Annotated in this window: 22 protein-coding genes and 1 pseudogene; 9 read left to right on the top strand and 14 right to left on the bottom strand. The window is 61.2% G+C overall.

What is annotated here, in order from left to right:
• Nucleotides 1-124: 124 nt before the first annotated feature.
• On the top strand, nt 125-3,073 hold the full coding sequence (locus tag PLD_RS09615; RefSeq protein WP_159892056.1) for an HD domain-containing phosphohydrolase: 2,949 nt from the start codon (nt 125-127) through the stop codon (nt 3,071-3,073).
• Between the two features lie 4 nt (nt 3,074-3,077).
• Here the strand turns inward: PLD_RS09615 and PLD_RS09610 are convergent, their stop codons facing one another.
• Together PLD_RS09610 and PLD_RS09605 are read right to left on the bottom strand one after the other, a co-directional pair.
• Nucleotides 3,078-3,560: a GAF domain-containing protein gene (locus tag PLD_RS09610; protein WP_159892054.1), complete on the bottom strand. Its 483-nt coding sequence runs from the start codon at nt 3,558-3,560 to the stop codon at nt 3,078-3,080.
• Nucleotides 3,557-4,447, bottom strand: coding sequence for an ATP-binding protein (locus PLD_RS09605; RefSeq protein WP_159892052.1), 891 nt, complete (start codon nt 4,445-4,447; stop codon nt 3,557-3,559). Before PLD_RS09605 ends, PLD_RS09610 begins: the two co-directional genes overlap by 4 nt.
• Nucleotides 4,448-4,607: 160 nt before the next feature.
• Here PLD_RS09605 and PLD_RS09600 point away from each other — a divergent pair, with 160 nt between their 5' ends.
• Nucleotides 4,608-6,929, top strand: coding sequence for a response regulator (locus PLD_RS09600; RefSeq protein ID WP_159892050.1), 2,322 nt, complete (start codon nt 4,608-4,610; stop codon nt 6,927-6,929).
• On the opposite strand, the gene PLD_RS09595 is transcribed toward PLD_RS09600, so the two are convergent.
• The 3 genes from PLD_RS09595 to msrB all read right to left on the bottom strand — a co-directional run bounded on the left by PLD_RS09595 (nt 6,913) and on the right by msrB (nt 8,353).
• On the bottom strand, nt 6,913-7,374 hold the full coding sequence (locus tag PLD_RS09595; RefSeq protein ID WP_159892048.1) for a MarR family winged helix-turn-helix transcriptional regulator: 462 nt from the start codon (nt 7,372-7,374) through the stop codon (nt 6,913-6,915). The two genes, PLD_RS09600 and PLD_RS09595, sit on opposite strands and share 17 nt — an antisense overlap.
• Nucleotides 7,371-7,856 carry a glutathione peroxidase gene (locus PLD_RS09590; protein ID WP_159892046.1) on the bottom strand — a complete coding sequence of 162 codons (486 nt, stop codon included), beginning with the start codon at nt 7,854-7,856 and terminating at the stop codon, nt 7,371-7,373. Before PLD_RS09590 ends, PLD_RS09595 begins: the two co-directional genes overlap by 4 nt.
• A gap of 104 nt (nt 7,857-7,960) precedes the next feature.
• On the bottom strand, nt 7,961-8,353 hold the full coding sequence (msrB, locus tag PLD_RS09585; RefSeq protein ID WP_159892044.1) for a peptide-methionine (R)-S-oxide reductase MsrB: 393 nt from the start codon (nt 8,351-8,353) through the stop codon (nt 7,961-7,963).
• Between the two features lie 224 nt (nt 8,354-8,577).
• On the opposite strand from msrB, the gene PLD_RS09580 reads away from it, so the two are divergent.
• Nucleotides 8,578-9,789, top strand: a complete 1,212-nt coding sequence (locus tag PLD_RS09580; RefSeq protein ID WP_159892042.1) for a pyridoxal phosphate-dependent aminotransferase — start codon at nt 8,578-8,580, stop codon at nt 9,787-9,789.
• Nucleotides 9,790-10,095: 306 nt separating this feature from the next.
• Nucleotides 10,096-10,983, top strand: a complete 888-nt coding sequence (htpX, locus tag PLD_RS09575) for a protease HtpX (protein ID WP_016965069.1) — start codon at nt 10,096-10,098, stop codon at nt 10,981-10,983.
• A 75-nt stretch (nt 10,984-11,058) separates the two neighbouring features.
• Here htpX and PLD_RS09570 read toward each other — a convergent pair whose 3' ends face one another.
• Nucleotides 11,059-11,718 carry a thiopurine S-methyltransferase gene (locus tag PLD_RS09570; protein ID WP_159892040.1) on the bottom strand — a complete coding sequence of 220 codons (660 nt, stop codon included), beginning with the start codon at nt 11,716-11,718 and terminating at the stop codon, nt 11,059-11,061.
• A 102-nt stretch (nt 11,719-11,820) separates the two neighbouring features.
• Between PLD_RS09570 and PLD_RS09565 the strand changes: the two genes are divergently transcribed.
• On the top strand, nt 11,821-12,588 hold the full coding sequence (locus PLD_RS09565) for a class III extradiol ring-cleavage dioxygenase (RefSeq protein WP_159892038.1): 768 nt from the start codon (nt 11,821-11,823) through the stop codon (nt 12,586-12,588).
• Between the two features lie 143 nt (nt 12,589-12,731).
• Here PLD_RS09565 and PLD_RS09560 read toward each other — a convergent pair.
• A pseudogene (locus PLD_RS09560) lies at nt 12,732-14,439 on the bottom strand (DEAD/DEAH box helicase).
• A gap of 387 nt (nt 14,440-14,826) precedes the next feature.
• Here PLD_RS09560 and PLD_RS09555 point away from each other — a divergent pair.
• On the top strand, nt 14,827-15,618 hold the full coding sequence (locus PLD_RS09555; RefSeq protein ID WP_159892034.1) for a crotonase/enoyl-CoA hydratase family protein: 792 nt from the start codon (nt 14,827-14,829) through the stop codon (nt 15,616-15,618).
• A gap of 52 nt (nt 15,619-15,670) precedes the next feature.
• Here PLD_RS09555 and PLD_RS09550 read toward each other — a convergent pair whose 3' ends face one another.
• Entirely contained in the window at nt 15,671-16,426 is a 756-nt protein-coding gene (locus PLD_RS09550) for a spermidine synthase (protein ID WP_159892032.1), read from the bottom strand.
• A gap of 161 nt (nt 16,427-16,587) precedes the next feature.
• Here PLD_RS09550 and PLD_RS09545 point away from each other — a divergent pair, with 161 nt between their 5' ends.
• The gene (locus PLD_RS09545; RefSeq protein ID WP_159892030.1) at nt 16,588-17,934 is read left to right on the top strand and encodes a class II 3-deoxy-7-phosphoheptulonate synthase; all 1,347 of its coding nucleotides are present in this window, start codon (nt 16,588-16,590) and stop codon (nt 17,932-17,934) included.
• Between the two features lie 68 nt (nt 17,935-18,002).
• Here the strand turns inward: PLD_RS09545 and PLD_RS09540 are convergent, their stop codons facing one another.
• From PLD_RS09540 to PLD_RS30425, 5 genes are all read right to left on the bottom strand, one after another.
• Nucleotides 18,003-19,217, bottom strand: a complete 1,215-nt coding sequence (locus PLD_RS09540) for a winged helix-turn-helix domain-containing protein (RefSeq protein WP_159892028.1) — start codon at nt 19,215-19,217, stop codon at nt 18,003-18,005.
• Between the two features lie 64 nt (nt 19,218-19,281).
• Nucleotides 19,282-19,503 (bottom strand): DUF1127 domain-containing protein, encoded by a 222-nt coding sequence (locus PLD_RS09535; protein WP_159892026.1) that lies wholly within the window; start codon nt 19,501-19,503, stop codon nt 19,282-19,284.
• Nucleotides 19,504-19,623: 120 nt separating this feature from the next.
• Nucleotides 19,624-20,526: a hypothetical protein gene (locus tag PLD_RS09530; RefSeq protein WP_159892024.1), complete on the bottom strand. Its 903-nt coding sequence runs from the start codon at nt 20,524-20,526 to the stop codon at nt 19,624-19,626.
• On the bottom strand, nt 20,523-22,214 hold the full coding sequence (locus PLD_RS09525; protein ID WP_178116143.1) for a hypothetical protein: 1,692 nt from the start codon (nt 22,212-22,214) through the stop codon (nt 20,523-20,525). Before PLD_RS09525 ends, PLD_RS09530 begins: the two co-directional genes overlap by 4 nt.
• Nucleotides 22,215-22,427: 213 nt before the next feature.
• On the bottom strand, nt 22,428-22,595 hold the full coding sequence (locus PLD_RS30425) for a hypothetical protein (RefSeq protein ID WP_178116142.1): 168 nt from the start codon (nt 22,593-22,595) through the stop codon (nt 22,428-22,430).
• Nucleotides 22,596-23,009: 414 nt separating this feature from the next.
• Here PLD_RS30425 and PLD_RS09520 point away from each other — a divergent pair, with 414 nt between their 5' ends.
• A complete protein-coding gene (locus tag PLD_RS09520) occupies nt 23,010-23,579 on the top strand; it encodes a peroxiredoxin (protein WP_159892020.1) in 570 nt (189 codons plus the stop codon).
• A gap of 72 nt (nt 23,580-23,651) precedes the next feature.
• Nucleotides 23,652-24,506, top strand: coding sequence for a LysR substrate-binding domain-containing protein (locus tag PLD_RS09515; RefSeq protein ID WP_159892018.1), 855 nt, complete (start codon nt 23,652-23,654; stop codon nt 24,504-24,506).
• Here the strand turns inward: PLD_RS09515 and PLD_RS09510 are convergent.
• Nucleotides 24,496-25,245 (bottom strand): sulfite exporter TauE/SafE family protein, encoded by a 750-nt coding sequence (locus PLD_RS09510; protein ID WP_159892016.1) that lies wholly within the window; start codon nt 25,243-25,245, stop codon nt 24,496-24,498. The genes PLD_RS09515 and PLD_RS09510 overlap by 11 nt on opposite strands.
• Nucleotides 25,246-25,331: the final 86 nt, after the last annotated feature.

Raw genomic sequence — 25,331 nt, 5'->3', positions numbered from 1 at the left:
GACGCTCTGCCCGCCGACGGACTCCAAACGGCCGCGCCTCACCGGTCGGGCCACTGCAGGAAACGCCGGCCTTAACTATGCTGGGTGCTAAGCCAGATTCGATGTGCCTTTGGAGAGAATAGGAATGCCGAGCACTCCTCAACCCGTAAAACGCCGCTTTCCTTTGCACATCCATATCAGTGCAATGTTCACCTTTCTGTTGCTCCTGACAGGCGTGGTACTGGGCATCTACAACTACCAACAAACCACACGCATCATCCTGGGCAGCAGTGAAGAGCTCTTTAAGCGCATCGAGCAAGATGTACGCAACGACCTAAAAGCCACCTACCAACCCATACGCCATCTGCTCAGCCTGCTGGCGGGCATCCCCGCGACCCAGGCCCCGGACCTGGCACAACGATTGACGCTGCTCAGGCCCTTCGCCCAGTCGCTGGCGGATAACCCGAACCTGGCTTCGTTGTACCTGGGTTACGTCAATGGTGACTTCTTCATGGTGCGCCCCCTGCGCGACGACCAGATCAGGAGCAAGCGCGGTGCCCCGCAGGACAGCGTCTACGAAGTCTGGAGCATCGAGCACAATCCCGGCACCCGGCAGGCCCACTCGCAGTCCCTGTTTTATGACCAGCGGTTGTCCTTGATCAGTCGCCGGGACAACCCCGGAGACGGCTACGACCCGCGCCAGCGTGACTGGTTTTCCAATGCCCGCAGCGACGCCGACCAAATCACTACCGAGCCTTATGTTTTCTATTCCACCCATAACGTCGGCACCACTCTGGCCCGCAGCAGCGGCGACAGGGCGGTCATGGGCGCCGACCTGACACTGGAGCAGTTGTCCTCGACCCTGGCCAAACACCGAGTTACTCCCAACACTGAAATTGCCCTGCTCGACGACAAAGGCAACGCCGTGGCCTACCCCAACAGTGGCACGCTGGCACTCGACCGGCACAGCACTCAGTTGATCAAGGCCAGCGCACTGAGTCCGGTGCTTGGCGCGCTGTTGCGAGGTAAAGCGCAAGACGGCCACATGCAGGCCCAGGGACGCAGGTGGATCGTTGCCAGCAGCCAAATTGCCGAGGGCGGCCCCGGTGGCTTGCAGCTCGCGCTACTGGTGCCCGAGGACGAGCTGCTGGCCGGTGCCTACCACCTGCGCTGGCAAGGCGCGCTGATCACCCTCACCATCTTGCTGTTGTGCCAGCCCGTGGGCTGGTTGACCTCACGCATTCTGGTACGGCCGTTGCGGATCCTGGTGCAAGAGGCCGAGGCCATCCGCAGCTTCGACTTTCACTATCCAGTGTCTCGCCGCTCGCCCGTGTTGGAAGTGGACCAACTAAGCGTGTCCATGGCACGGATGAAAGACACCCTGGCGAGCTTTTTCGAGATCAACGCCAGCCTGTCGGCCGAGACCCGTTTCGACCCTCTGCTGCAACGGGTGCTGTCCGAAACCGTGAAGATCGCCCAGGCCCAGGCTGGCCTGATCTATCTTTCCGAAAGCAAGAGTTCGCGCCTGGAGCCCTATGGGCTGATCATCAACGGCGAACACCAGGATCTGCCGCCGTTCAATATCGCCACGAAGGACCTGACCGCGGCCACGCTCCCCGACTGGCTGCAACAACTGAACGAAAAAAACAACGTGGTCACCACCCTGGGCTTCGAACAGGCCAACAGCCTGCAAAGCGTGCTGCAGGCCCTAGGCGCTCCAAGTGCTCACTTGTTGAGCATTCGCTTGCGTAACCGTCATGACGAAACGGTAGGCATGCTCCTGCTGTTTCTGGAAGACAGCGGCACCGAGGCCGACCTGGAAAAACTCAGACCGGACCGCATCGCCTTCATCCAGGCGGTGTCCGCCACCGCCGCGTTGTGCATCGAAAGCCAACGCTTGCAGAACAAACAGAAGCAACTGCTGGATGCCTTCATCCAGTTACTGGCCGGGGCCATCGATGCCAAGAGCCCTTACACCGGTGGGCACTGTCAGCGAGTGCCGGCCCTGACCCAGATGCTGGCTGAGGCCGCCGCCGCCAGCCAGGACCCGAGATTTGCCCCCTACCAGCCCACCGAAGATGAATGGGAAGCCCTGCACATCGCCGCCTGGCTACACGACTGCGGCAAGGTTACGACCCCAGAATACGTGGTGGACAAGGCCACCAAACTGGAAACCCTGAACGATCGCATCCACGAAATCCGCACGCGCTTCGAAGTGCTCAAGCGCGATGCCTGGATCGACTATTGGCGTGCCCTGGCCGAAGGCGCCGAAGAAACCACTCAGGCCGCCGAACGCGATGCCCGCTTGCAGGCGCTGGATGAGGATTTCGCCTTTGTCGCTCGCTGCAACCTGGGCACCGAGTTCATGGCCGAAGCCGACCAACAACGACTGCAACGCATCGCCCTGCGTACCTGGAGCCGGACCCTGGATGATCGCCTGGGGGTTTCCTGGGAAGAAAGCCAGCGCCAGGAACGCACGCCGGCACCGAATCTGCCGGTGCTGGAACCACTCCTGGCCGACAAGCCCGAACACCTGCTGGAACGCGACGCCGTGGACATCCTGGCGGAGGACAATCCCTGGGGCTTCAAGCTCCAGGTGCCCGCGCACAAATACAACCGCGGCGAGCTGTACAACCTGAGCATTCCCCGGGGCACGCTGACCGCCGAGGAGCGCTATGTGATCAACCACCACATCGTGCAGACCATCATCATGCTCGAGCACTTGCCGTTCCCCAGTCACTTGCAGAATGTCGCGGAGATCGCTGGCGGCCATCATGAAAAAATGGACGGCAGTGGCTACCCGAAACGGCTCAAGCGCGAGCAGATGAGCCTGCCGGCGCGGATGATGGCCATCGCCGACATTTTCGAGGCGCTGACCGCCGCCGACCGCCCCTACAAAAAGGGCAAGACCTTGAGCGAAGCGCTGAACATCATGGCCATGATGTGCCGCGACGCCCACATCGATCCGGAACTGTTCGAGCTGTTCATCCAGCAAGATATCTACCAGCGCTACGCCGAACGTTTCCTGGCGCCGCAGCAGATCGATAAGGTGGAGCCCGAAGTGCTGTTGAAAAAGGCCGGATTGACTGCCTAAGGGCTCAGCAGTCGCTTAAGCGCAGGAAGATCGCCGCCAGTTGCTCAATGCCGGCCTGGTCCGCCACGTTGAAGCGCGCCAGTTTGGGACTGTCCAGGTCGAGCACGCCGAGCAACCGGCCATCCTTGATCAGCGGCACCACCAGCTCACTGTTGGACGCACTGTCGCAAGCGATGTGCCCGGCAAAGGCATGCACATCCTCGACTCGTTGGGTCTGCTGGGTTGCCGCCGCCGTGCCGCAAACACCGCGACCGAAGGGAATCCGCACGCAGGCGATCTGCCCCTGAAACGGGCCGAGCACCAACTCCTGGTTGCGGTTGAGGTAGAACCCCGCCCAGTTCAGATCATCCAGTTGGCTGAACAAGAACGCCGAAAATTGCGCGGCGTTGGCGATAAAGTCGCGCTCATCAGCCAGCAACGACTCCAACTGCGCGCACAGCAGCCCGTAGCCGTCCAGACCTTGGCCTGCGCTTTGTAAATCGATCATGCTTTTTGCTCCAACAACTGCAAGCCCACCCAATAACGGGCAAATTGATAGGCACAACGGCCATTACGGTTACCCCGCCCCGTGGCCCAGCGCACGGCCAGGATGTCCAGTGCTTCGTCACGCTGCCAGGTCAGGCCGGATTTTTTCGCCAGCTCGCCGATCCAGTGTTCCACCACATTCAGGAAGTGCTCCTGGGTGAACGGGTAGAAGGACAGCCACAGGCCAAAACGATCCGACAGGGCAATCTTGTCTTCCACCGCCTCGCTGGGGTGCAATTCACCATCGACGCGCTTCCAGTTCTCGTTATCGCTTTCCTTCTCCGGCACCAAGTGCCGACGGTTGGACGTGGCGTACAGCAGCACGTTGTCCGGCGCCTGCTCCAAAGAGCCGCCAAGTACGCTCTTGAGCACCCGGTAATCGCCCTCGCCAGACTCGAAGGACAAGTCATCGCAGAACAGCACAAAACGCTGGGGCAGCTTGACCAGTTGCTCCACTACCCGCGGCAGATCCGCCAGGTGATCACGCTCGATCTCAATCAGCCGCAACCCGTCCTTGGCGTGCTCGGCCAACAACGCACGCACCAGGGACGATTTACCAGTGCCACGTGAACCCCAGAGCAAGGCATGGTTGGCCGGCAGGCCGTCGAGAAACTGCTGGGTGTTGCGCGCCAGTTGCTCGCGCTGCTTGTCGACCCCGATCAGGTCGCTAAGGCGCATGTCCAAGCTGACTGCCAGGGGCTGCAGAAAGCCGCTGCGTCCCTCACGCTGCCAGCGAGCGGCCAGGCACTGGTTCCAATCAATGGTTTGGCGCGGCGCGGGCAACAGCGGTTCGATCCGGGCCAGAACCGCATCGGCACGTTCAAGAAATGCATTCAATCGGGCATCCACGACTTTTCCTCAGGCGCGTTCAAGGTAATGATGCGGCACACAGACCAAACGCCGTCCTGATCAAAGGGGCCAACGCCCTATCCACTGCTGCCAGGCCGGCAGCCGAAAATGATCAGCTATGCTTGCGCAGCGAAGGGAAACGAAAGTGGTTCAGCCCCCCATGGATATCAAGTTCACCAACCGCCTGTCCTATAAACAGGCCCGGCTCACTGTGCTGGTGGGCTTCATTCTGGGAACCGCGCTCAGTCTGCTGCAAATCGGCATCGATTATGCCAGCGAAGACGCCTCCATCAATCGTGAAATCCAATCGCTGCTGGAAATCAGTCACAACCCGGCCTCACGCATTGCCTACAACATCGACTCCGAACTGGCCCAGGAACTGACCCTGGGTCTGCTGCGCTCGCCGGCAATCATTCGCGCGCAATTGATCGACAACAACAATACCCTGCTGGCCAACGTCGAACGCCCAGCCCAGCAGAACCGCTACCGGGCCATCAGCGACTTTCTGTTTGGCGCCGATCGCCAGTTTGAGGATCGCCTGTACCTCAGCCATCTGCCGGAAGAATCCCTCGGCACTCTGCACCTGGACGTGGATACCTACGCCTTCGGCAGCCGCTTCCTGCGCCGCGCCGAAATCACCCTGCTCAACGGCTTCGCCCGCAGCCTGATTCTCAGCGGGATTCTCCTGGCGTTGTTCTACGTGATGCTGACCAAACCCCTGGTCGGCGTGATCCGAGAGCTCAGCAGCCGCGATCCGCGCAGCCCGCAACAGACCAAACTGGACTTTCCTCCCGGTCACGAGAACGACGAAGTCGGGGTGCTGGTGAAAGTTGCCAATCAACAGTTCGAAATCATGGCCACCGAGATCCAGCAACGGCGCAACGCCGAGAACCGCCTGACCGAGTACCTGGGGCAACTGGAAAGCATCGTCTCGGCCCGGACCAATGAGCTCAAGACCAGCAATGCCCAACTCAGCCAGTCCAATGAGGAGCTGGAAACTGCCCGGCGCACCGCTCTGGACATGGCCCATGCCCGAGCTGCGTTCCTGGCCAACATGAGTCACGAGATCCGCACGCCCCTCAATGGCCTGTTGGGAATGATTGCCCTGTGCCTGGACAGCCCACTGAATCCCGAGCAACGCCAGCAACTGTCCATCGCCCACGACTCGGGCAAGGTCATGGTGGAACTGCTCAACGATATTCTCGACATGTCCAAGTTCGACGCCGGGCAACTGGAGCTTGAACGCATCCCTTTCGACCTGGGGATGCTGGTGGAAGACACCGCCAACCTGCTGTCACAAAACGCAGCGGCCAGTGTCGAGCTGGCCTGCCTGATTGCCCCGGACTTTCCGGCCCTGGTGCTCGGCGATCCCATGCGGGTTCGGCAGATCGTCAGCAACCTGCTGTCCAACGCCCTCAAGTTCACCCGTTTCGGTCGGGTGGATGTACGCCTGAGCACGGTGGGCGATGGGGTACGCATCGAAATCTGCGACACCGGCATCGGCATCGCCCAGGAAGCCCAGGTAAAGATCTTTCAGCCCTACACCCAAGCAGGCGCAGGCATTACCCGCCAATACGGTGGCACCGGACTGGGCCTGGCGCTCACCAACAACCTCTGTGAAGCCATGAACGGACGCTTGAGCATCAGTTCGGAAGTCGGCTTTGGCAGTCGTTTCTGCGCCGACCTGCCGTTGCCCTGCGACACCCCGGCCAGCCCGCCACTGGCGCTGTCGGGCAAAATCATCGGCATCACCGACGCCGGCAGCGGCCTGGCGGAACTGCTGGCCTCGCTGCTGCCGACCTGGGGGCTTAACTACCAGCGCTACGACATTGAAGATTCCCTGGCCGGGGTGAATCCCGACCTGCTGATCACCGATTGCCCGGAATGCCTGTTCGGCCTGCGCCCGGCGATCAGCGCACCGATCCTGCTGGTGACCGCCTATGGCAGCTTCCTGCCCAGCGCAGAAGCCAGTGCCCTGGCACCGCTGCAGCAGCAAGCGCGTCCCCTGGCGCGCAATGCGTTGTATCAGACCTTGCGCCGCTCGCTACTGGCGGAAACCGTCACCCTCAACGACCTTCAACTGGACATGCCGGCACCGCTGCGTCGCGCCGACATTTTGCTGGTGGAGGACAACCCGGTGAATCAATTGGTCGCCAAGGGCATGCTGAGCAAGCTCGGCTGCGTGGTCACCGTGGCCACTCAAGGTGCCGAGGCCCTGACCCAGCTGGAACACAACCACTACGACCTGGTGCTGATGGATTGCAACATGCCGGTCATGGACGGTTATGAGGCCAGCCGGCAGATCCGACGCAGCGGACGCTGGCCGGACCTGCCGATCATCGCCCTGACCGCCAATGCCATGCCCGAGGAACGCGAGCGCTGCCGCGCCGCCGGCATGAGCGACTACCTGGCCAAACCGTTCCGCCGTGAAGAACTGGTGGCCCTGCTGGATCTCTGGGTGCCCACTACGACAAAGCTTTGATCTGCTGCAGCAACTGATCAAGGCCATCGCGCAGTTGATCCAGGCCGTCGAGATCAACCCCTCTTTCGCACAACAGCGCGGCCTTGAGCGGCGGCACCTGATCACGCAAGGCCAGGCCCGCGTCAGTCAGGCTCAAGTGCACTTCGCGCTCGTCACGCCCGGAGCGTCGACGTAGCACCAGTTGTAACTGCTCCAGGCGCTTGAGCAGTGGCGTCAGCGTGCCGGAATCCAGCAACAGCCGTTCCCCCAGGGCCTTGACCGTGGGCGAGACCGGGCACGTCGCCTGCCACTCCCAGAGCACCAGCATCACCAGGTATTGCGGGTAGGTCAGGCCCAGGCGGTCGAGCATCGGTTTGTAACCGCGGACCATGGCCCGCGAAACGGCGTACAACTTGAAGCACAACTGGCGGTCGAGTTTCAGTGACTCCACAGACAGGTCGTTCATTTGAGCAAGGCTTCGATCTCGCGAGCCAGGTCCTGGGGTTTGGTCGCCGGGGCGAAACGCTTGACCAACTTGCCGTCCCGACCGATCAGGAACTTGGTGAAATTCCATTTGATGCCCTGCGAACCCAGAACCCCGGGGGCACGCTGCTTCAATTGGACGAACAGCGGATGGGCGGCGGCGCCGTTGACTTCAATTTTCTTGAACAGCGGAAAACTCACCCCGTAGTTCAGCTCGCAAAACTCAGAGATTGCCCCTTCGTCGCCTGGTTCCTGCTTGCCGAACTGGTTGCAGGGGAAACCCAGCACCACCAGCCCCTGATCCTTGTAGGTCTGCCACAGCGCCTCCAGCCCCTTGTACTGGGGAGTGAAACCACACTTGCTGGCCGTGTTGACCACCAACACGGCCTTGCCGGCGAAGTCCGCCAGGGTTTTGTGCTCACCCTGGATGGTGGTGCAGGGAATGGTCAGCAATGCATCGGTCATGGCAGGAATTCCTCTGATAGATAAGAGAAGATAAAAATAGTACCCAATTAAATTGCACGCAACTTAACTGGTGACAAGGCGACCCCGCAGAGTCGCCGGCACCGCTAACGCGGCACCAGGTCCAGGCACACCGAGTTGATGCAGTAACGCAGCCCGGTAGGTGCTGGACCGTCCGGGAAGACGTGGCCCAGGTGGGCATCGCATTTGGCACAGACCACTTCAGTACGAATCATGCCGTGGCTCACGTCGCGAATCTCGACCATCGCGCTGTCGGCAATAGGCTCGTAGAAACTCGGCCAGCCACAGCCGGAATCGAATTTGGCCTTGGCGTCGAACAGCGGCTCATTGCAGCAGATGCAGTGATAGATGCCATCGGTCTTGGTGGCGTTGTACTTGCCCGAGAAGGGCCGTTCGGTGCCCTTGAGCCGGCAGACGTTGTACTGCTCCGGATCGAGCATCGACCGCCATTCTTCCAGGGTTTTTTCCAGCTTTTCCATGGTCCTTCCTCTGCAACGGAAAAAGCCCGCTCTGTGTCTTTTCCACGGATCGGGCGGCACGTATGATTGCGCCTCGTCAGACGCCAGTCTGGCAGCCGCGTTACACCCATTCAAACGGATTCTGCCGCAGCCGGTGCGGGCTACAGGCCGGTGTGACACGGCAGGATTCCCAGTACGGTAGTTCATCCTCCGCCTGGATCGTTCATTTTCGGGAACACATCGCCATGCAGGTCAGCAAATCGAACAAGCTCGCCAACGTCTGTTATGACATTCGCGGCCCAGTGCTCAAGCACGCCAAACGCCTGGAAGAGGAAGGCCATCGCATCCTCAAGCTGAACATCGGCAACCCGGCGCCCTTTGGTTTCGAAGCGCCAGACGAAATTCTCCAGGATGTGATCCGCAACCTGCCCACCGCCCAGGGCTACAGCGACTCCAAAGGCCTGTTCAGTGCGCGCAAGGCCGTGATGCAGTACTACCAGCAAAAGCAGGTGGAAGGCATCGGCATCGAAGACATCTACCTGGGCAACGGCGTTTCCGAACTGATTGTGATGGCCCTGCAAGCGCTGCTCAACAACGGCGACGAGGTGCTGGTGCCAGCACCCGACTACCCGCTGTGGACGGCGGCGGTGAGCCTGGCCGGCGGTAATCCGGTGCACTACCTGTGCGACGAACAAGCCAACTGGTGGCCAGACCTGGCCGACATCAAGGCCAAGATCACCCCGAACACCAAGGCCCTGGTGATCATCAACCCGAATAACCCGACTGGCGCGGTGTACCCCAAGGAAGTACTGCTGGGCATGCTGGAACTGGCGCGACAGCACAACCTGGTGGTGTTCTCCGACGAGATCTACGACAAGATCCTCTACGATGACGCCGTGCACATCTGCACCGCCTCCCTGGCCCCGGACCTGCTGTGCCTGACTTTCAACGGTCTGTCCAAGTCCTACCGCGTGGCGGGTTTCCGCTCCGGCTGGGTGGCCATTTCCGGTCCCAAGCAGCATGCCCTGAGCTACATCGAAGGCATCGACATGCTGGCCAATATGCGCCTGTGCGCCAACGTACCCAGCCAGCATGCGATCCAGACCGCCCTGGGGGGCTACCAGAGCATCAACGACCTGGTGCTGCCGTCAGGCCGTCTGCTGGAGCAGCGCAACCGCACCTGGGAGTTGCTCAACGACATTCCCGGGGTCAGCTGCGTGAAACCCATGGGCGCGCTGTATGCCTTCCCGCGGATCGACCCAAAAATCTGCCCAATCCATAACGACGAAAAATTCGTCCTCGACCTGCTGCTCTCGGAAAAGCTCCTGGTGGTTCAAGGCACCGCCTTCAACTGGCCTTGGCCGGACCACTTCCGCGTGGTGACCCTGCCGCGGGTCGACGACCTGGAACAGGCCATTGGCCGGATCGGAAGTTTCCTCAAGTCCTACCGCCAATAATCCGAATAACGCGGTGCGATCTTTGCCGGATTGCACCGCGATTAATTCAGCAACACATCTTCACTGCCCTGCTCCATCCCCCTTCTATAAGCTTGCACTTTCCACCCAGCCTACTGTCACAAGATCTGCGCCGCAGCCAGGCGTTGGCCGTGCCCGGCAGCCGCCCACATGCGTTTGCAATGCGAGCCTCTAGCCCCAGGGCCAAGCGACACAGTTTGAAATAGAAGCCGTATTGAATAGGCCCTTGCCGCACCTTATATACCCCGCAATACGCTACATCTTTAGCTTGAGGAGATTTCTACCACCATGATGCGAATCCTGCTGTTTTTGGCCACTAACCTTGCGGTCGTGCTGATTGCCAGCATTACCCTGAGCCTTTTCGGCTTCAACGGGTTCATGGCGGCCAATGGGGTTGATCTGAACCTCAATCAGCTGCTGATTTTCTGTGCGGTCTTCGGTTTTGCCGGTTCGCTGTTCTCGCTGTTCATCTCCAAGTGGATGGCGAAGATGAGCACCAGCACGCAGATCATCACCCAACCGCGCACCCGCCATGAGCAGTGGTTGCTGCAGACTGTCGAGCAACTGTCCCGCGAAGCCGGGATCAAGATGCCCGAAGTGGGTATCTTTCCAGCCTACGAGGCCAACGCCTTCGCCACTGGCTGGAACAAGAACGACGCCTTGGTGGCGGTCAGCCAGGGCCTGCTGGAGCGTTTCTCGCCCGATGAAGTGAAAGCCGTACTGGCCCACGAGATTGGTCACGTTGCCAATGGCGACATGGTCACCCTGGCGCTGATCCAGGGCGTGGTGAACACCTTCGTGATGTTCTTCGCGCGGATCATCGGTAATTTTGTCGACAAGGTGATCTTCAAGAACGAAGAAGGCCAGGGCATCGCCTACTACGTGGCGACCATTTTCGCCGAGCTGGTCCTGGGTTTCCTGGCCAGCGCCATCGTCATGTGGTTCTCGCGCAAGCGTGAATACCGCGCCGACGAAGCCGGTGCCCGCCTGGCCGGCACCAACGCCATGATCGGTGCCCTGCAGCGCCTGCGTTCGGAACAGGGCCTGCCAGTGCATATGCCCGACACGTTGAACGCCTTCGGCATCAATGGCGGCATCAAACAGGGCCTGGCTCGCATGTTCATGAGCCACCCGCCGCTTGAAGAGCGTATCGACGCCCTGCGTCGTCGCGGCTGATCAGCCAACCGGAAACACCCAAAAGGGCGACGCGAGTCGTCCTTTTGCATAGGTGCGGCAAAAGCCGGGGCAACGTTAGCCCTGCTTGTCCAGGCGATAAACCCGCTCCACCAGCCGAGTGACCCCGCCCTGGAGAAACTTCCAGCTCTGCCCCAGGATGTCCTGCTCTACTTCGATCCGCAGCTGCCAGGCGTCACCCAGCCGCTGACGAACTTCATCGTCGAGAATGGCAAAGGGTGGCCCGTCCAACTGCGCCTGATCGTAATCCATGGTAATCAGCAGCCCCTTGCTGCCGGAGGGCAACAGGCCATTCAGATGCATGGCGTAGCGCTGACGCATCTGCGGCGGCAAGGCAATCATCGCCGCTCTGTCGTACAAGGCCGTACAGCCAGCGACGTCCTCGGCCGTCAGGGCAAAAAAATCACCGCACCAGAGCTGGATCGAACCGTGCGCATAGACCTTGAAGGCCCCTTGCTGGCCAATCTGTGGCTGCAGATTATGTTCGCGAAAGAAGCCCACGACAGCCTTCTCCGCCAACTCGATGCCCAGCACCTGGAACCCCTGATCGGCGAGCCAGATCAGGTCTAGGCTTTTGCCGCACAGAGGCACCAGCACCCGAGCGTTCGTGGGCAGGCCCAGGTCCGGCCAGTACCGTTGCAGATAGGGGTTGACCTCCGCCAGGTGAAAGCCGATCTGATCCCGCTCCCAACGCTTGTGCCAAAAGTCCGCTTGCATGCTAAGTCCTTAAAATTCGATCAAAAAGTACTAAAACTTATATTAGATTTAGATCAATGACCTGATTGAAGATGGCGCATCTTAACCCTCAGGACCTCCTCCATGCTTCCCAGCCTGTTCATCTCCCACGGCTCCCCCATGCTGGCTCTGGAGCCCGGAGCCAGCGGTCCGGCGCTGGCAAACCTGGCGGTGCAACTGCCACGACCCAAGGCGATTCTGGTGGTATCGGCTCATTGGGAAAGCCCGGGGCTGCGCGCCACCGCCCACCCACACCCGGAAACCTGGCACGACTTCGGTGGTTTCCCCGCCGCGCTGTTTGCCGTGCAATACCCAGCTCCCGGCGAACCTGAACTGGCGGCGCAAGTGGTGGAGTTGCTCAAAGCTGACGGTCTACCGACCCAGCTCGACAATGAGCGCCCCTTCGACCATGGCGCCTGGGTGCCACTGTCGCTGATGTATCCGCAGGCGGATATCCCGGTGATCCAGCTATCGCTGCCCAGTCACCTGGGCCCGGCTCTACAAACCCGTGTCGGCCACGCCCTGGCCAGCCTACGGGCGCAAGGCGTATTGCTGATCGGTTCTGGCAGCATCACCCACAACCTGCGGGAGCTGGACTGGCACGCCGGCCCGGAAAGCGTCGAGCCCTGGGCCAAGGCCTTTCGTGACTGGATGATCGAAAAACTGGCGAACAACGACGACGCGGTCCTGCATGACTACCGGCAGCTGGCACCGCATGCCGTGCGCAGCCATCCCAGCGACGAGCACCTGCTGCCGCTGTACTTCGCCCGGGGAGCCGGTGGTGAATTCAGCGTGGTCCACCAGGGCTTCACCTTGGGCGCACTGGGCATGGACATCTACCGCTTTGGCTGAGTCCTCAACGGCAAGGCGGCTCCCCTCCCCCCCCCCCGCAGCAGCCGGCTTGCCAGCGAACAGTCCCGGCCCAAACTCCAGGCATAAAAAATCCCCGAACCAGTCGGGGATTTTTATGCCTGATCAATCAGCCCGAAGGCGGATCAATCTTCGCGGTAGCGACGCAGCTTCAGTTGCTTGCCGGCCACGCGAGTGTCCTTGAGCTTGGTCAGCAGACGATCAAGACCGTCTTCCGGTAGCTCTACCAGGCTGAAGCTGTCACGCACCTGGATGCGACCGATGGCTTCACGGGCCAGACCGCCTTCGTTGAGAATCGCGCCCAAGAGGTTCTTGGCAGCGATACCGTCACGGGCACCCAGCGCGGTACGGCAGCGAGCACGGCCTTCGCCCAAAGGCATTGGCGCGCGACGCTCGCGGTCACCACGATCAGGACGGTCGCCGGAACGCTCAGGACGATCACCACGTGGCGCGCTGTTGGGCACCAGTGGACGCTCTTTCTCGATGGCTGCCAGGTTCAGCGCCTGACCGTTGGTGGCCTTGCGCAGCAGGGCCGCGGCCAGGGCGCGCGGGCTGCAACCGATGTCGGCAGTCAGGCGATCCAGCAGTTCACCGTGGGTCGCTTCAGCGTCAGCTACCAGCGGCGACAGGCTGTTGGTCAGCTTCTTGATGCGTGCATCAAGAACGGCCTGGGCGTCCGGCAAGCGAACTTCGGCAACCTTCTGACCGGTCACACGCTCGATCACTTGCAGCATGCGGCGCTCACGCGGAGTCACCAGCAGCAGCGCACGACCTTCGCGACCGGCACGGCCGGTACGGCCGATACGGTGCACGTAGGATTCCGGGTCGTACGGCATGTCCACGTTGAATACGTGGGTGATGCGCGGTACGTCCAGGCCACGAGCGGCGACGTCGGTGGCCACAACGATGTCCAGACGACCGTCCTTGAGGGAGTCGATGACGCGCTCACGCTGGTTCTGGGCGATGTCACCGTTCAGCGCAGCGGCTTTGTAGCCTTTGGCTTCCAGGGCACTGGCCAGATCCAGGGTCGCTTGCTTGGTGCGCACGAACATGATCAGGGCGTCGAAATCTTCAACTTCCAGCAGGCTCAGAACGGCAGAGGTTTTCTGGTCAGCGTGAACCAACAGGTGAGCCTGTTCGATCGCGGTGACAGTCTGGGTCTTGCTCTGGATCTTGACGTGTTTCGGGTCTTTCAGGTGACGCTCGGCGATGGCTCGGATCGACTGTGGCAGAGTGGCCGAGAACAGTACGGTCTGGCGGGTTTCCGGCATGGCCTTGAAGATCACTTCCAGGTCATCCATGAAGCCCAGCTTGAGCATTTCGTCAGCTTCGTCGAGAACCAGGTGGTTCACAGTGGCCAGGACTTTTTCGTCGCGACGCAGGTGGTCGCACAGACGGCCTGGGGTGGCGACAACGATTTGTGCGCCATTACGGATTGCTTTCAGTTGTGGGCCCATCGGCGCACCGCCGTAGACGGCCACAACAGTCACGCCCGGCATTTGCTTGGCGTAGGTTTCGAAAGCGGTTGCAACTTGTAGCGCCAACTCACGGGTTGGGGCCAGGATCAGAGCTTGCGGCTCGCGCTTGGACGGATCAATGCGGTGCAGGATAGGCAGGGCAAAGGCAGCGGTTTTACCGGTACCGGTTTGCGCCTGGCCAATCATATCGTGCCCGGCAAGGATGATCGGGATCGACTGCTGCTGAATAGCCGAAGGCTCTTCATAGCCGGTAGCGACTACTGCAGCGACAATATTGGGATGAAGTTCAAGAGCGGCGAAGCCGCCGATTTCCTGGGTCATGGGTCTGCCTCTAAGTGCATCCGCAAAGACCCATGCTCCAAAGCTGCGCATGCCGTGTAAGACTCAAGAGTCACCCTGGCAGCTTTGTCGGCGGGGATTTGCGAAAACGATTGGATGAATGGATCGTCAAGGATAGTCCGCGCAGCGGACAAGCAGCCGAAGCTGACTTCGGGGAATTGCATTACCTAAACGTGGCCCGGCTAAAGGCCGGCGCGCACTATACCGGAATTACTCAAAAAAGGGAGTTTTTTTTATCGGAAAACTCCACTCAACGCCCGATGGTCACAGGCTTTGCGCAGACTCGAAGGGCGCGCTATTTTGCTTGGACCCGCCGCTGTTGGTCGCCACCGCTAAAACGATTCACCCTGGTGCTTGAAAGCCGTCTCGCCCATTCCCTCTTTCCCCCTTGAGGATCGCGCCCATGAATCAGCCCAGTGCCAGCCATGTCAGCCGCGAACTGCGCGGTCATCTATTCCTGATCGGCCTGGACCGGATCGCCAAGCGCAATGCCTTCGACCTGGAGCTGCTCAACCAACTGAGCCTGGCCTACGGTGAGTTCGAGGCCAGCAGCCAAGCGCGGATCGCCGTGGTGTTCGGCCACGGCGAGCACTTTACCGCCGGGCTGGACCTGGCCAATGTCGGTGCCGCCCTGGCCCAGGGCTGGCAGGCACCGCCCGGCGGCTGCGACCCTTGGGGCGTGTTCGCCGGGCCACGGGTAAGCAAGCCGGTGATTGTCGCCGTGCAAGGCTACTGCCTGACCATCGGTATCGAGTTGATGCTGGCGGCGGACATCAATCTCTGCGCCAGCAATACGCGCTTTGCCCAGATGGAGGTGCAGCGCGGGATATTTCCCTTCGGTGGTGCGACCCTGCGCCTGCATCAGCTGGCGGGCTGGGGCAATGCCATGCGCTGGTTGCTGACCGGGGATGAATTCGACGCCCACGAAGCCTTGCGCCTGGGACTGGTGCAGGAAGTCATGGCCAGTGAAGACCTGTTGCCGCGGGCCATCGAACTGGCCGAACGCATTGCCAGGCAAGCACCACTGGGCGTACAGGCGACGCTGATGTCAGCGCGTCAGGCCCGGCTTGAGGGCGAAACACTGGCCGCTCAGGGCCTGCCGCCGCTGGTGCACACGCTGATGAACAGCGAAGACGCCAAGGAAGGGATGCGAGCAATGATCGAGAAGCGCCCCGGGGTGTTCAAGGGCTGTTGAACAAGCTGACCGGCGGATCGTCTTCGCCGGCCAGTCGTTGCCTGCCAGGGGCTTATGTGGCGGGGCGAATGGCCTTGATCAACGATTGCAGCGAGTACCCCAGCCGCGGTGCCAGTTCCTCGGCGCGGGCGGTCAGGCCAGGCATGTCCAGGTCCTGATCGAGATCGGCCGGCACAAGCAGAATCACGTTGCCTTCCTTCACCGGCAGCTCCCAGTAATGCCGGTGATAGAGCCCGCGCAACAGAGCAGCCCCCAAGGGCTTGCCATCATCGGTGGCCCATTGGTTGATCACCAGCCAGCCACCGGGATTGAGGCGCTGCTGGCAGCTTTCCAAAAAGCCCCAGGCCAGATGCCCGACACCCGGACCGACATCGGTGTACAGGTCGACAAAGATCAGATCGGCGGACTCGGCGCTGTCCAGCAGCTCCAGGGCATCACCGACTCTTATATATAGACGCGGATCGTCATCCAGCCCCATGTATTCGATGGCCAGGCGCGGCACGTCCGGGCGCAGCTCGATGGCCTCGACGTCTTCAAGCGGCAGAAACTTCAAGCACGCCTGAGTCAGCGTCCCAGCCCCAAGCCCTAGAAACAGCGCGCTCTCTGGCGCGGCATGGCACAAGGCGCCGATCAGCATGCCCCGGGTGTAGTCGTATTCCAGCCAGCTGGGGTCGGCGGTGAACACGCAACTCTGCTCGATGGCATCGCCAAATTCGAGAAAGCGGTAGTCCGCCACTTCCAGCACCCGGATCTTGCCGAACTCATCGTGAACTTCGGCGAGCACACGCTCGACGCGCTCCTCAGTCATTTCATCTCCTAGTCGCGCAGACGCAGAATCTGCCAGCGCGATAAACCAACCGCTCGGCAGCGAGCGGGAAAGGCGCGATTGTCGGCCAAGCAAGAGGAGCAGGTCACGTACTAATTTGCTGCTAACATGCGCCTCCCCACCGGAAAACACTCGAGTCCGCGATGAGCCAACCCTGGAGCCCCGACAGCTGGCGTGCCCTGCCGATCCAGCAACAACCCCAGTACCCAGACGCTGCGCATCTGTTGCAAGTCGAGCAGACCCTGGCCAGTTATCCACCGCTGGTGTTTGCGGGCGAAGCCCGGGAATTGCGCCGCCAGTTCGCCGAAGTCACCCAGGGTCGCGCCTTCCTGTTGCAGGGCGGCGATTGCGCCGAGAGCTTCGCCGAATTCTCCGCGGCAAAGATCCGCGACACCTTTAAGGTGCTGCTACAGATGGCCATTGTCATGACCTTTGCCGCCGGCTGCCCGGTGGTTAAGGTCGGGCGCATGGCCGGCCAATTCGCCAAGCCGCGCTCGGCCAACGACGAAACCATCAAGGGCGTGACCTTACCGGCCTATCGCGGCGACATCGTCAACGGCATCGGCTTCGATGCAAAAAGCCGGATACCGGACCCGGACCGCCTGCTGCAGTCCTACCACCAGGCCACGGCCACCCTGAACCTATTGCGGGCCTTCGCCCAGGGCGGCTTCGCCGACCTGCACCAGGTGCACAAGTGGAACCTGGACTTCATCGCCAACTCGGCTCTGGCCGAAAAATACAGCCAGTTGGCGGATCGCATCGATGAAACCCTGGCCTTCATGCGCGCCTGTGGCATGGACAGTTCGCCGCAACTGCGCGAGACCAGTTTCTTCACCGCCCACGAAGCGCTGCTGCTCAATTACGAAGAAGCCTTCGTCCGTCGCGACAGCCTGACCAACGACTATTACGACTGCTCGGCCCACATGCTGTGGATCGGCGATCGGACCCGACAACTGGACGGCGCTCACGTGGAGTTCCTGCGCGGGGTGAATAACCCGATCGGGGTCAAGGTCGGCCCGAGCATGAACACCGAGGAGTTGATCCGCCTGATCGACATTCTCAACCCGACTAACGATCCCGGCCGTCTGAACCTGATCGTACGCATGGGCGCCAATAAGGTCGGCGACCACCTGCCGCAACTGATCCGCGCGGTGGAGAGCGAGGGCAAGCAGGTGCTGTGGAGCTCGGACCCGATGCACGGCAACACCATCAAGGCCAGCAGCGGTTACAAGACCCGGGATTTCGCGCAGATCCTCACCGAGGTCAAGGAGTTCTTCCAGGTGCATCAGGCCGAAGGCAGCTATGCCGGCGGCATCCATATCGAGATGACCGGGCAGAATGTCACCGAATGCATCGGCGGGGCTCGGCCAATTACCGAGGATGGCTTGTCAGACCGCTATCACACCCATTGCGACCCGCGGATGAACGCCGACCAGTCGCTGGAGCTGGCGTTCCTGATTGCCGAAACCCTCAAGCAGGTCAAGCGCTGAGGGGGCCTTTCGCGAACAAGCCCACTCCTACATGGACGGTGTAGGCGCGGGCTTGTTCGCGAAGCTCTTCACCCCAGCACCTCACGCAGACGTCGCGCACCATCACGCTGGCAATTGAGCTGAACCTGCTCCAACCCCAGCCAGTTGGCCATCTGTCGCAATTGCACGACCAATGCCCGGATTCCCTCCTCATCCAGGCCCGGCTCTTCCTCATGCACCGCATGCACCGCCAAACGCCCCAGGGCCCTCTCCGCGCGCAGGTCGACCCGAGCGACAATCCGCTCGTTGTGCAGAAACGGCAGCACGTAATAGCCATAGACGCGCTTGTGCTGGGGCGTGTAGATCTCCAGCCGATAGCGGAAATCAAACAGGCGCTCGGTGCGGCTGCGCTCCCAGATCAGTGAATCGAAAGGTGACAGCAACGCGCTGGCCTCGACCTTGCGCGGCACCCTGGCCTGGGGCAGGCAGTAAGCGCGCTGCTTCCAGCCATGAACCTCGCAGGCCAGCAGCTCGCCAGACTCCAGCAGCTCGGCCAGCCGCGCGCGGCTGTCACCGGGGTCGAGCCGAAAGTAATCGCGCAGGTCCTTTTGCGTGGCCACGCCCAACGCCGTGGCGGCCTGCAGCAGCAACCGGCGCTGGGCCTGGGCTTGCTCCAGCAATGGTTGCTGGAGGATCGCCGCAGGAATCACCCGCTCCGGCAAGTCATACAGGCGCTCGAAGCCGCGGCGCCCGGAGACCGTCACTTCGCCGGCGGCGAACAGCCATTCCAGGGCGTACTTTTCAGCGCTCCAGTCCCACCAGGGTCCGGCCGGTTCTTCACGAGTGGAAAGGCTGCTGGCCGCCAATGCCCCCTGCTGCTCCACAGCCGCCAGCACCCGGCGCAGGGTGGCCTGCTGTTCCTGGCCAAAGCGCGCCAACTGGGCATAGATACCCTGCCCCTGGCGCGCCCGCTGCATCCGCCAGCGCATCAAGGGGTACATGGACATCGGCAACAAAGACGCCTCATGCCCCCAGTATTCGAATAAGGTGCGCTGGCGCCCCTGGCTCCAGGCGGCCTGATCGAGCAACTGCTGTGGGTAGCCGCCAAGACGGGAAAACAGCGGCAGGTAATGGGCGCGCACCAGGGCATTGACCGAATCGATCTGCAACAGGCCCAGGCGCTCAATCTGCTGACTGAGCCGTGCGGCCTTGATCGGTGCCGACGGCTGACGCCCGCCGAAACCCTGGGCGGCCAGCGCCAGTCGGCGAGCCTGTTTGAGCGAGAAAGAAAAGGCTGCGGGCATGGGCTTCTCCTTGTCTGCCCGCACGCTAGCGCACCTTGAAGCCGCTTGTGTAGTCATCGCCGGCTTATTTATGCATCGGATCGTCCCAGAACGGGCGAGTCACTTCACGCTCCACATCCGCCCGGCTCAGCCCCAGGTCACGCAGGGCCGTATCACTCAACCCGGCGAGCATGCGACGTTCGCGCGCCACTGCATGCCAGCGCCATACCCGGTGCCACAGTGTCGCTAACGACAGCCCTGGAAATGGCAGTTTTTGAACCAGCAGATAACCCTTTTGAGCATTCATGATCCTGTTCTCCTGTGGGAATGGGCACAGTGTCTGCTTGACAACAGGATCAATCCAACGAATGTTTCTTATGCAATACATCTCAGTACTTGATGATTTATCCAGCAGCATTTGGCCCTGTCAGACTCGATAATCCCCCGGCCAGCCACCCAACGGATCCCGACCAAAGCCATCGAAGCTGGCCGATCCAGCGTTTTCACAGGCCAGCAGGCTGTAGCCGGCCAGATCGTCGGGCAGCGGCGAGGTCGAAGGGGGAGCCAGGACCACGGACGGGTGCAGTTGCCCGAGCACCTCCTCCACCGAGCGTCTGGCGGCGGACCTGACCCCGTTGATGGCCAGCACCGCCGCCTGAGGGGCCAGCGCTTCGGCCAGGATGGTGTAACCATGATTGCTGCAACTGACCGACAACAGGTGCGCCTTGCGTTGCTCTTCGATAAGACGCGCCTGCTGCTCCTCGATGGACAGCACCACCCCGCAGCAGCCGGTGGCGGCAATGATCCGTGCAGCCGGGTAGCGGTTTCGCAGGCGGGTGTAGGTGCTCTGCTTGCCGGTGAGCACGATCAGGCCATTGCGTCCCTGAAACTGCTGCACCAGGTTTGCTGAAGACGCCTGGCTGACCTGCAGCCAGTCCTGTACGCCAAGGACATCCGCCAGCTCGGCAATCACCGTGCTGGCTTCCGGGTAACGGTCATCGCGCACCGACACCGTGGTGGGGATGCCCATCATGGCAAAGGGTGCGGCGCGGCGGATCGCGTGCAGGCAAAAGCCGTAATAGGGCAACAGGCACAGGACCTCCTCACCATAGCTTTGGGCGGCGCCCTGCTCGCCCAGCGCCTCCTTGGCACGAATCAGGCCCCAGCGAAACAACGACAGCAACTCGCTGTGCAGCACATCGCGCCACTGTTCCAAGGCCATCCGAGGTTCCGGCAAGCGCCTGGCCAGCGCGTCGAAGTCGTCGCGCTCGAACAACAGTTCCTGCAAGTGCACCAAGGGCTCCAGGGTCTGGAAGTAGGGCCGGTTCATTCTGCGCTCCAGGCTTGGCGCTGCAGCACCGCGTCCTGGCCGGTGCCATAGTGCGCGCGAATGCCGTCCAGAAAACTCCAGGCCAGCGACGGCAACATGGCCGCGCGGGCCACCGAGTCTCGGCTGACTTCGCCCCGCGCCAGCAGATACTCGATATTCTGCGACGGCCGCTGGTCATGGCCCAACTCATCATCCAGTTCATCATGGGCCGCCATGGCTCCCAGCAACGCCGCGCAGCGCGGGTTGTTGGTGGAGACCTGGGAGTAGAACCTCATGTGACGGTCATCGCCGCGGCACTCGCTCAGGCTCTTTTGCAGGAAGGTCGAGCCGATCAGGTAGCCCTTCCAGTCATGCCGCGCCAGGTCGCTGAGGTAGCCAACAAAGGCCGTGGTGGTCGGCAAGGGCCGCATGATGTGCGGACGCCGCACCCCCAGTTCGCGCAACCGGGGCTTGAGGATGTCGCAGTGGGTCAGCTCATCCTGCAGGTGCTGCAACAGGTTCTCGCGAATCCGTGCGTCCTGGCAGGCGGCAATCGCTGGGCTGACATGCCGGGTGGCCGAAGCCAGGTAGTGATAGTTCTCCAACATGTAGCCAATGATCAGCTCATCGGCGCAGCCGTCGATCATCTGCTGCCACAGGGCGTGACCGTCCACCGAGACCAGCCAGTCGGTGGTCATCTGCTCGATGGCCGCCACACTGTCGGCGCTGAAGCTCTGGCCGTTGAGCAACTGCTCATGGACCTGGCTGATCAGCGCGCCAAACGGTGCCGGGCTCATGACCAACTGCGACATTCGCTGCCCCAGGGCATAGCAGGAGCCGACGACGATATCCGCCGAGTTGTCATCGCCGGAACGCTCGCCATTGACCAGGCCCATCACGCTGGATGGCCAAACCGGCAAGCCCTGGAAAATCTCCACGTCCAGTGGCGAGTCGGTAGCCTGCAACAGCTGATCCAGCCCCTCCTCGGCGACCAGTTGGGCTGCGGTAACGATCGAGCTGGCACAGCCCTGTTCGAGGGCGGACAGCCAGCGGTAGATCATCTCGCTCAAGCTGCACACCGCATTGAGTACCGTGGCCACCACCGGCGCGGGATGGCAATCCTGGGTGCGCACGGCCTTCTTCCAGTTATCCGAATGCCCGTACTGGATATCGGTAGAGAAGTGACCCAGGACTTTATCCGTCGCTTTGCGGCTCAACAGGTTGTGCCTCACCAGCAGCTCATGCCATCCCAGCACCGCCTCTTGTTCCACCGAAGAGTGCTCCATGAAGCCGGAACAGGCAGCCGACACCAACTCGCCCATGGCAGCGATCTGCCGGGACAGGTGGATCCACTCCAGGGTCGCGGGCAAGGGCCTGGCCAGCCTGATCATGTCGCTGGAGCAGCCGATCAGTTCCAGGGCTTCATTGAAGAACTGCGCATGGTCCCACTCTTCCAGGGCATGCCGGGAGAGCATGAGGGCGATCGGGGACAGGCCGATGCCCGGGCTGACCGAGGGGCACATCCTCGACGCCGCGGCGGCCAGGTAATGACGGGTCTCGAGGATATAGGCATAGAGTGCAGCCTGATCGCCCTCTCTGATCTTTCTCCAGATTGGGTGACCATAAACAAACTCTTCAGCGGCAATGTATTGTTCGTTCAGCAGAAAAATAAACTCCTCTGCACTGAATTGATTACCCAGCGTCGACAAGTTGAGACTCTGGGCAATGCGCTCGACAATAAAAGCATTATCACTGAGTGTCGAAATGGGGGCTTCCAGACTTCCCAACAGCAGTATCGAATGACTGCCGATAGTGCTGCGCGCTAAAAATGGAGGGCTACGCAACGGTTCAGATGTGTCGATAGAATTAGTTCGAGTAGTGAGGTCCATTTCTGATCCCGCCCTCCAAAGTGTTAGCGTTATTTACTCGACGATGGCTGCTCTAAGTTGCTTCGCCGCCTTTTCCGTCCGCTCCACCAGGCCCACCAGCGCCTTGAGGTCTTCCGGCGCCAGTTTGCCAGCCTTGAGCTTGGTCTTGAGCTGTGTCAGCTCGGCAGTGGTTGGCTCAGCGTGTTCCGCTCTCACGTTCATGAAAGGACCCTCCAAAGTTGGTCACAATCCCAGTACAGACCATCTGTACATGGCAAACGCAACACTAGTAGCGAATGTTTCTCCAGGCAAATTCAAATCCCCACAAACTTGACCATTAATCGGCATAACGGGCATTCACGAATTTTTATCGCACAGGGAAATTAGTAAACGAAAACCTATAGCCAACAACTCGCCGCCCGCCCAGCAACTTATAGCCAGTACCAATAACCCTTATCGCCAACAAATCAATAACAACGAAAGTTCGCCCCCCTCTCATAAATTCAAGACCTCCACGAGTACAGAGAACATCAATTCAGCGCTCTGCTACTTGAACTTGATAAGTGCTACCGCCACTCTGCTATCCAGCGGGCAATGCTTTCAACTGCCAGGACCGACTGACCCGGAGGAACCGTTATGAGAGACATGCTGAGCGTGGACTGGTCGAGCATTCCGGCCCCCGAGGACGATGGCGCCGCCCGCCATCTGCGCGGCTTGCCTGTACCCGGGCTGTTGCTGCCCTGCACTTCAGGCGAAGCGATCGATCTCTCGACGCTGTCCGGCAGGACAGTGGTGTATGTCTATCCGCGCACGGGACGACCGGACCTGCCGCTGCTGGAAGGCTGGAACATGACCCCGGGTGCTCGCGGCTGCACTCCGCAGTCCTGTGCCTTCCGCGACCTGGCCGAGGAGCTCGCGGCCGCCGGGGCGGATAACCTGTTCGGCCTCTCCACCCAGGACAGCGCTTATCAGCGCGAAGCGGTCGAACGCTTGCACCTGCCCTTTGCCCTGCTCTCCGATGCCCAGGGGCAATTGACCGAAGCCCTGGCACTGCCAATGTTCGAGTTGAATGCCACGCGCTTTCTAAAACGCCTGACCCTGATCCTCAACGCCGGACAGATCGAAGAGGTGTTCTACCCAGTGTTTCCACCGGACCAGAATGCCCGGCAGGTGCTGGCCTGGTTGCAGGGGCAACGCCAGGGCTGACGCCGCGCTCTGATGAAGAATAAGATCAAGTACAGAAATACCTCGAACCCCAAACATCTCAGGATTTGATCAATGTCCCAGTTCCCCAGCATTGACACCGACGTGCTGCGCACCTTCGTTGCCATCGCCGATGAAGGCGGTTTTACCCGGGCCGGCGAACGGGTCAACCGCACCCAGTCGGCGGTGAGCATGCAGATGAAGCGCCTGGAAGAAGAGGTGCTGCAACGCCAACTGTTCCAGCGTGACGGGCGCCAGGTCAAGCTGACCGCCGAGGGCCAGGTATTGCTGGGCTATGCCCGGCGCATCCTGAAACTGCACAGCGAAGTGTTCAATACCCTGCGCGAACCACACATGGTGGGGCTGGTCCGGATCGGTACGCCGGATGACTATGTGATGCGCTTTCTGCCGGGGATTCTGTCGCGTTTTGCCCAGAGCTACCCACTGATCCAGATCGAAGTGCATTGCGAATCGTCCAAACAACTGCTGCAACGCCAAGACCTGGATCTGACCATCGTCACCCGCGAACCGGGCAATGAGATCGGCCAGCTGTTGCGCAAGGAGCGTTTCGTCTGGGCCGTGGCCCAGGGCTTCAGGTCCCATGAACAGACACCCTTGCCGCTGGCGATGTTCAACAGCGACTGTTTCTGCCGGCAGTGGGCCTGCAATGCCCTGGACACCACTGGTCTCGACTATCGCATTGCCTACAACAGTTCCAGCCTGTCGGCGATCATGGCGGTGGTCAGCGCCGGGCTGGCAATCACCGCACAGCTGGAAAGCCTGATCACCCCGGATCTGCGCATCCTCGGCGCAAACGAAGGGCTGCCCGAGTTGCCCGAGGCCAGCATCATGCTGCTGCGCAACCTCAACCACCCCTCGCCCATCACTGAGTGCCTGGCGGAACACATCGTCGAAGGCTTCAAGCCTTAAACCCCAGCATCACCGCGCACACCACCAGGAAACCGCAGAACAGTGCCCGCAGCAGACGCTCGGGCAAAGCATGAGCCACCTTCACCCCCCAACTGATGCTCAACAGGCCGCCGACCGCCAATGGCAGACCGATCATCCAGTCCACTTGATGATGGACGCCGTAGGTCACCAGGGTCACCCCGGTGCTCGGCAACGCCAGGGCCAGGGATAGCCCTTGCGCCACCACCTGGGAGGTGCCAAAGAGGCTGGTCAGTACTGGTGTGGCCACAACCGCTCCCCCTACGCCGAACAGCCCGCCCATGACCCCGGCAGCGGCGCCCAGCCCCCCCAACCACGGCCATGAATAACGCATCTCGCCGCTGGCCGGGGCAATGGCCATGAACATGCGCAGCAGGTTGTAGGCCGACAGCACCAGCAAGAAAGCGACAAAACCGATACGCATCTTCTGCGCATCGATGCCCACCGCCCAGATCGAGCCGAGCCAGGCAAAACAAAAGCCCATCAGCGCCAAAGGCAGGGCGTGGCACAATTCGATGCGGTTACGTTGGTGATAACGCCACAACGCCAGCATCACATTGGGCACCACCATCACCAGCGCGGTGCCCTGGGCGATCTGCTGGTCCAGCCCGAACAACACCCCCAATACGGGAATCGCGATCAAGCCGCCACCGATACCGAACAAACCGCCCACTGTGCCCAGTGCCGCGCCCAACAGCAGATACATCACTGACTCGATCAAAGCGTCTCTCCTCACCTGAGAGCCGCATGCTACGCAGTCGACCCTGGCACGGAAACGCACAGCAACGCACAATGGCTGTGCCGTTT

It is taken from the genome of Pseudomonas sp. LD120, from assembly GCF_009861525.1.
In the GTDB taxonomy this organism is placed as follows: domain Bacteria; phylum Pseudomonadota; class Gammaproteobacteria; order Pseudomonadales; family Pseudomonadaceae; genus Aquipseudomonas.
This window is presented reverse-complemented; position numbering and strand designations above follow the sequence as displayed.

Excerpts from the sequence above, each read along its gene's own strand:
- PLD_RS09615 (WP_159892056.1), top strand. The coding sequence starts at position 125 with ATGCCGAGCACTCCTCAACCCGTAAAACGCCGCTTTCCTTTGCACATC.
- PLD_RS09610 (WP_159892054.1), bottom strand. The coding sequence starts at position 3,560 with ATGATCGATTTACAAAGCGCAGGCCAAGGTCTGGACGGCTACGGGCTG.
- PLD_RS09600 (WP_159892050.1), top strand. The coding sequence starts at position 4,608 with ATGGATATCAAGTTCACCAACCGCCTGTCCTATAAACAGGCCCGGCTC.
- PLD_RS09595 (WP_159892048.1), bottom strand. The coding sequence starts at position 7,374 with ATGAACGACCTGTCTGTGGAGTCACTGAAACTCGACCGCCAGTTGTGC.
- PLD_RS09590 (WP_159892046.1), bottom strand. The coding sequence starts at position 7,856 with ATGACCGATGCATTGCTGACCATTCCCTGCACCACCATCCAGGGTGAG.
- msrB (WP_159892044.1), bottom strand. The coding sequence starts at position 8,353 with ATGGAAAAGCTGGAAAAAACCCTGGAAGAATGGCGGTCGATGCTCGAT.
- PLD_RS09580 (WP_159892042.1), top strand. The coding sequence starts at position 8,578 with ATGCAGGTCAGCAAATCGAACAAGCTCGCCAACGTCTGTTATGACATT.
- htpX (WP_016965069.1), top strand. The coding sequence starts at position 10,096 with ATGATGCGAATCCTGCTGTTTTTGGCCACTAACCTTGCGGTCGTGCTG.
- PLD_RS09570 (WP_159892040.1), bottom strand. The coding sequence starts at position 11,718 with ATGCAAGCGGACTTTTGGCACAAGCGTTGGGAGCGGGATCAGATCGGC.
- PLD_RS09565 (WP_159892038.1), top strand. The coding sequence starts at position 11,821 with ATGCTTCCCAGCCTGTTCATCTCCCACGGCTCCCCCATGCTGGCTCTG.
- PLD_RS09555 (WP_159892034.1), top strand. The coding sequence starts at position 14,827 with ATGAATCAGCCCAGTGCCAGCCATGTCAGCCGCGAACTGCGCGGTCAT.
- PLD_RS09550 (WP_159892032.1), bottom strand. The coding sequence starts at position 16,426 with ATGACTGAGGAGCGCGTCGAGCGTGTGCTCGCCGAAGTTCACGATGAG.
- PLD_RS09545 (WP_159892030.1), top strand. The coding sequence starts at position 16,588 with ATGAGCCAACCCTGGAGCCCCGACAGCTGGCGTGCCCTGCCGATCCAG.
- PLD_RS09540 (WP_159892028.1), bottom strand. The coding sequence starts at position 19,217 with ATGCCCGCAGCCTTTTCTTTCTCGCTCAAACAGGCTCGCCGACTGGCG.
- PLD_RS09535 (WP_159892026.1), bottom strand. The coding sequence starts at position 19,503 with ATGAATGCTCAAAAGGGTTATCTGCTGGTTCAAAAACTGCCATTTCCA.
- PLD_RS09530 (WP_159892024.1), bottom strand. The coding sequence starts at position 20,526 with ATGAACCGGCCCTACTTCCAGACCCTGGAGCCCTTGGTGCACTTGCAG.
- PLD_RS30425 (WP_178116142.1), bottom strand. The coding sequence starts at position 22,595 with ATGAACGTGAGAGCGGAACACGCTGAGCCAACCACTGCCGAGCTGACA.
- PLD_RS09520 (WP_159892020.1), top strand. The coding sequence starts at position 23,010 with ATGAGAGACATGCTGAGCGTGGACTGGTCGAGCATTCCGGCCCCCGAG.
- PLD_RS09515 (WP_159892018.1), top strand. The coding sequence starts at position 23,652 with ATGTCCCAGTTCCCCAGCATTGACACCGACGTGCTGCGCACCTTCGTT.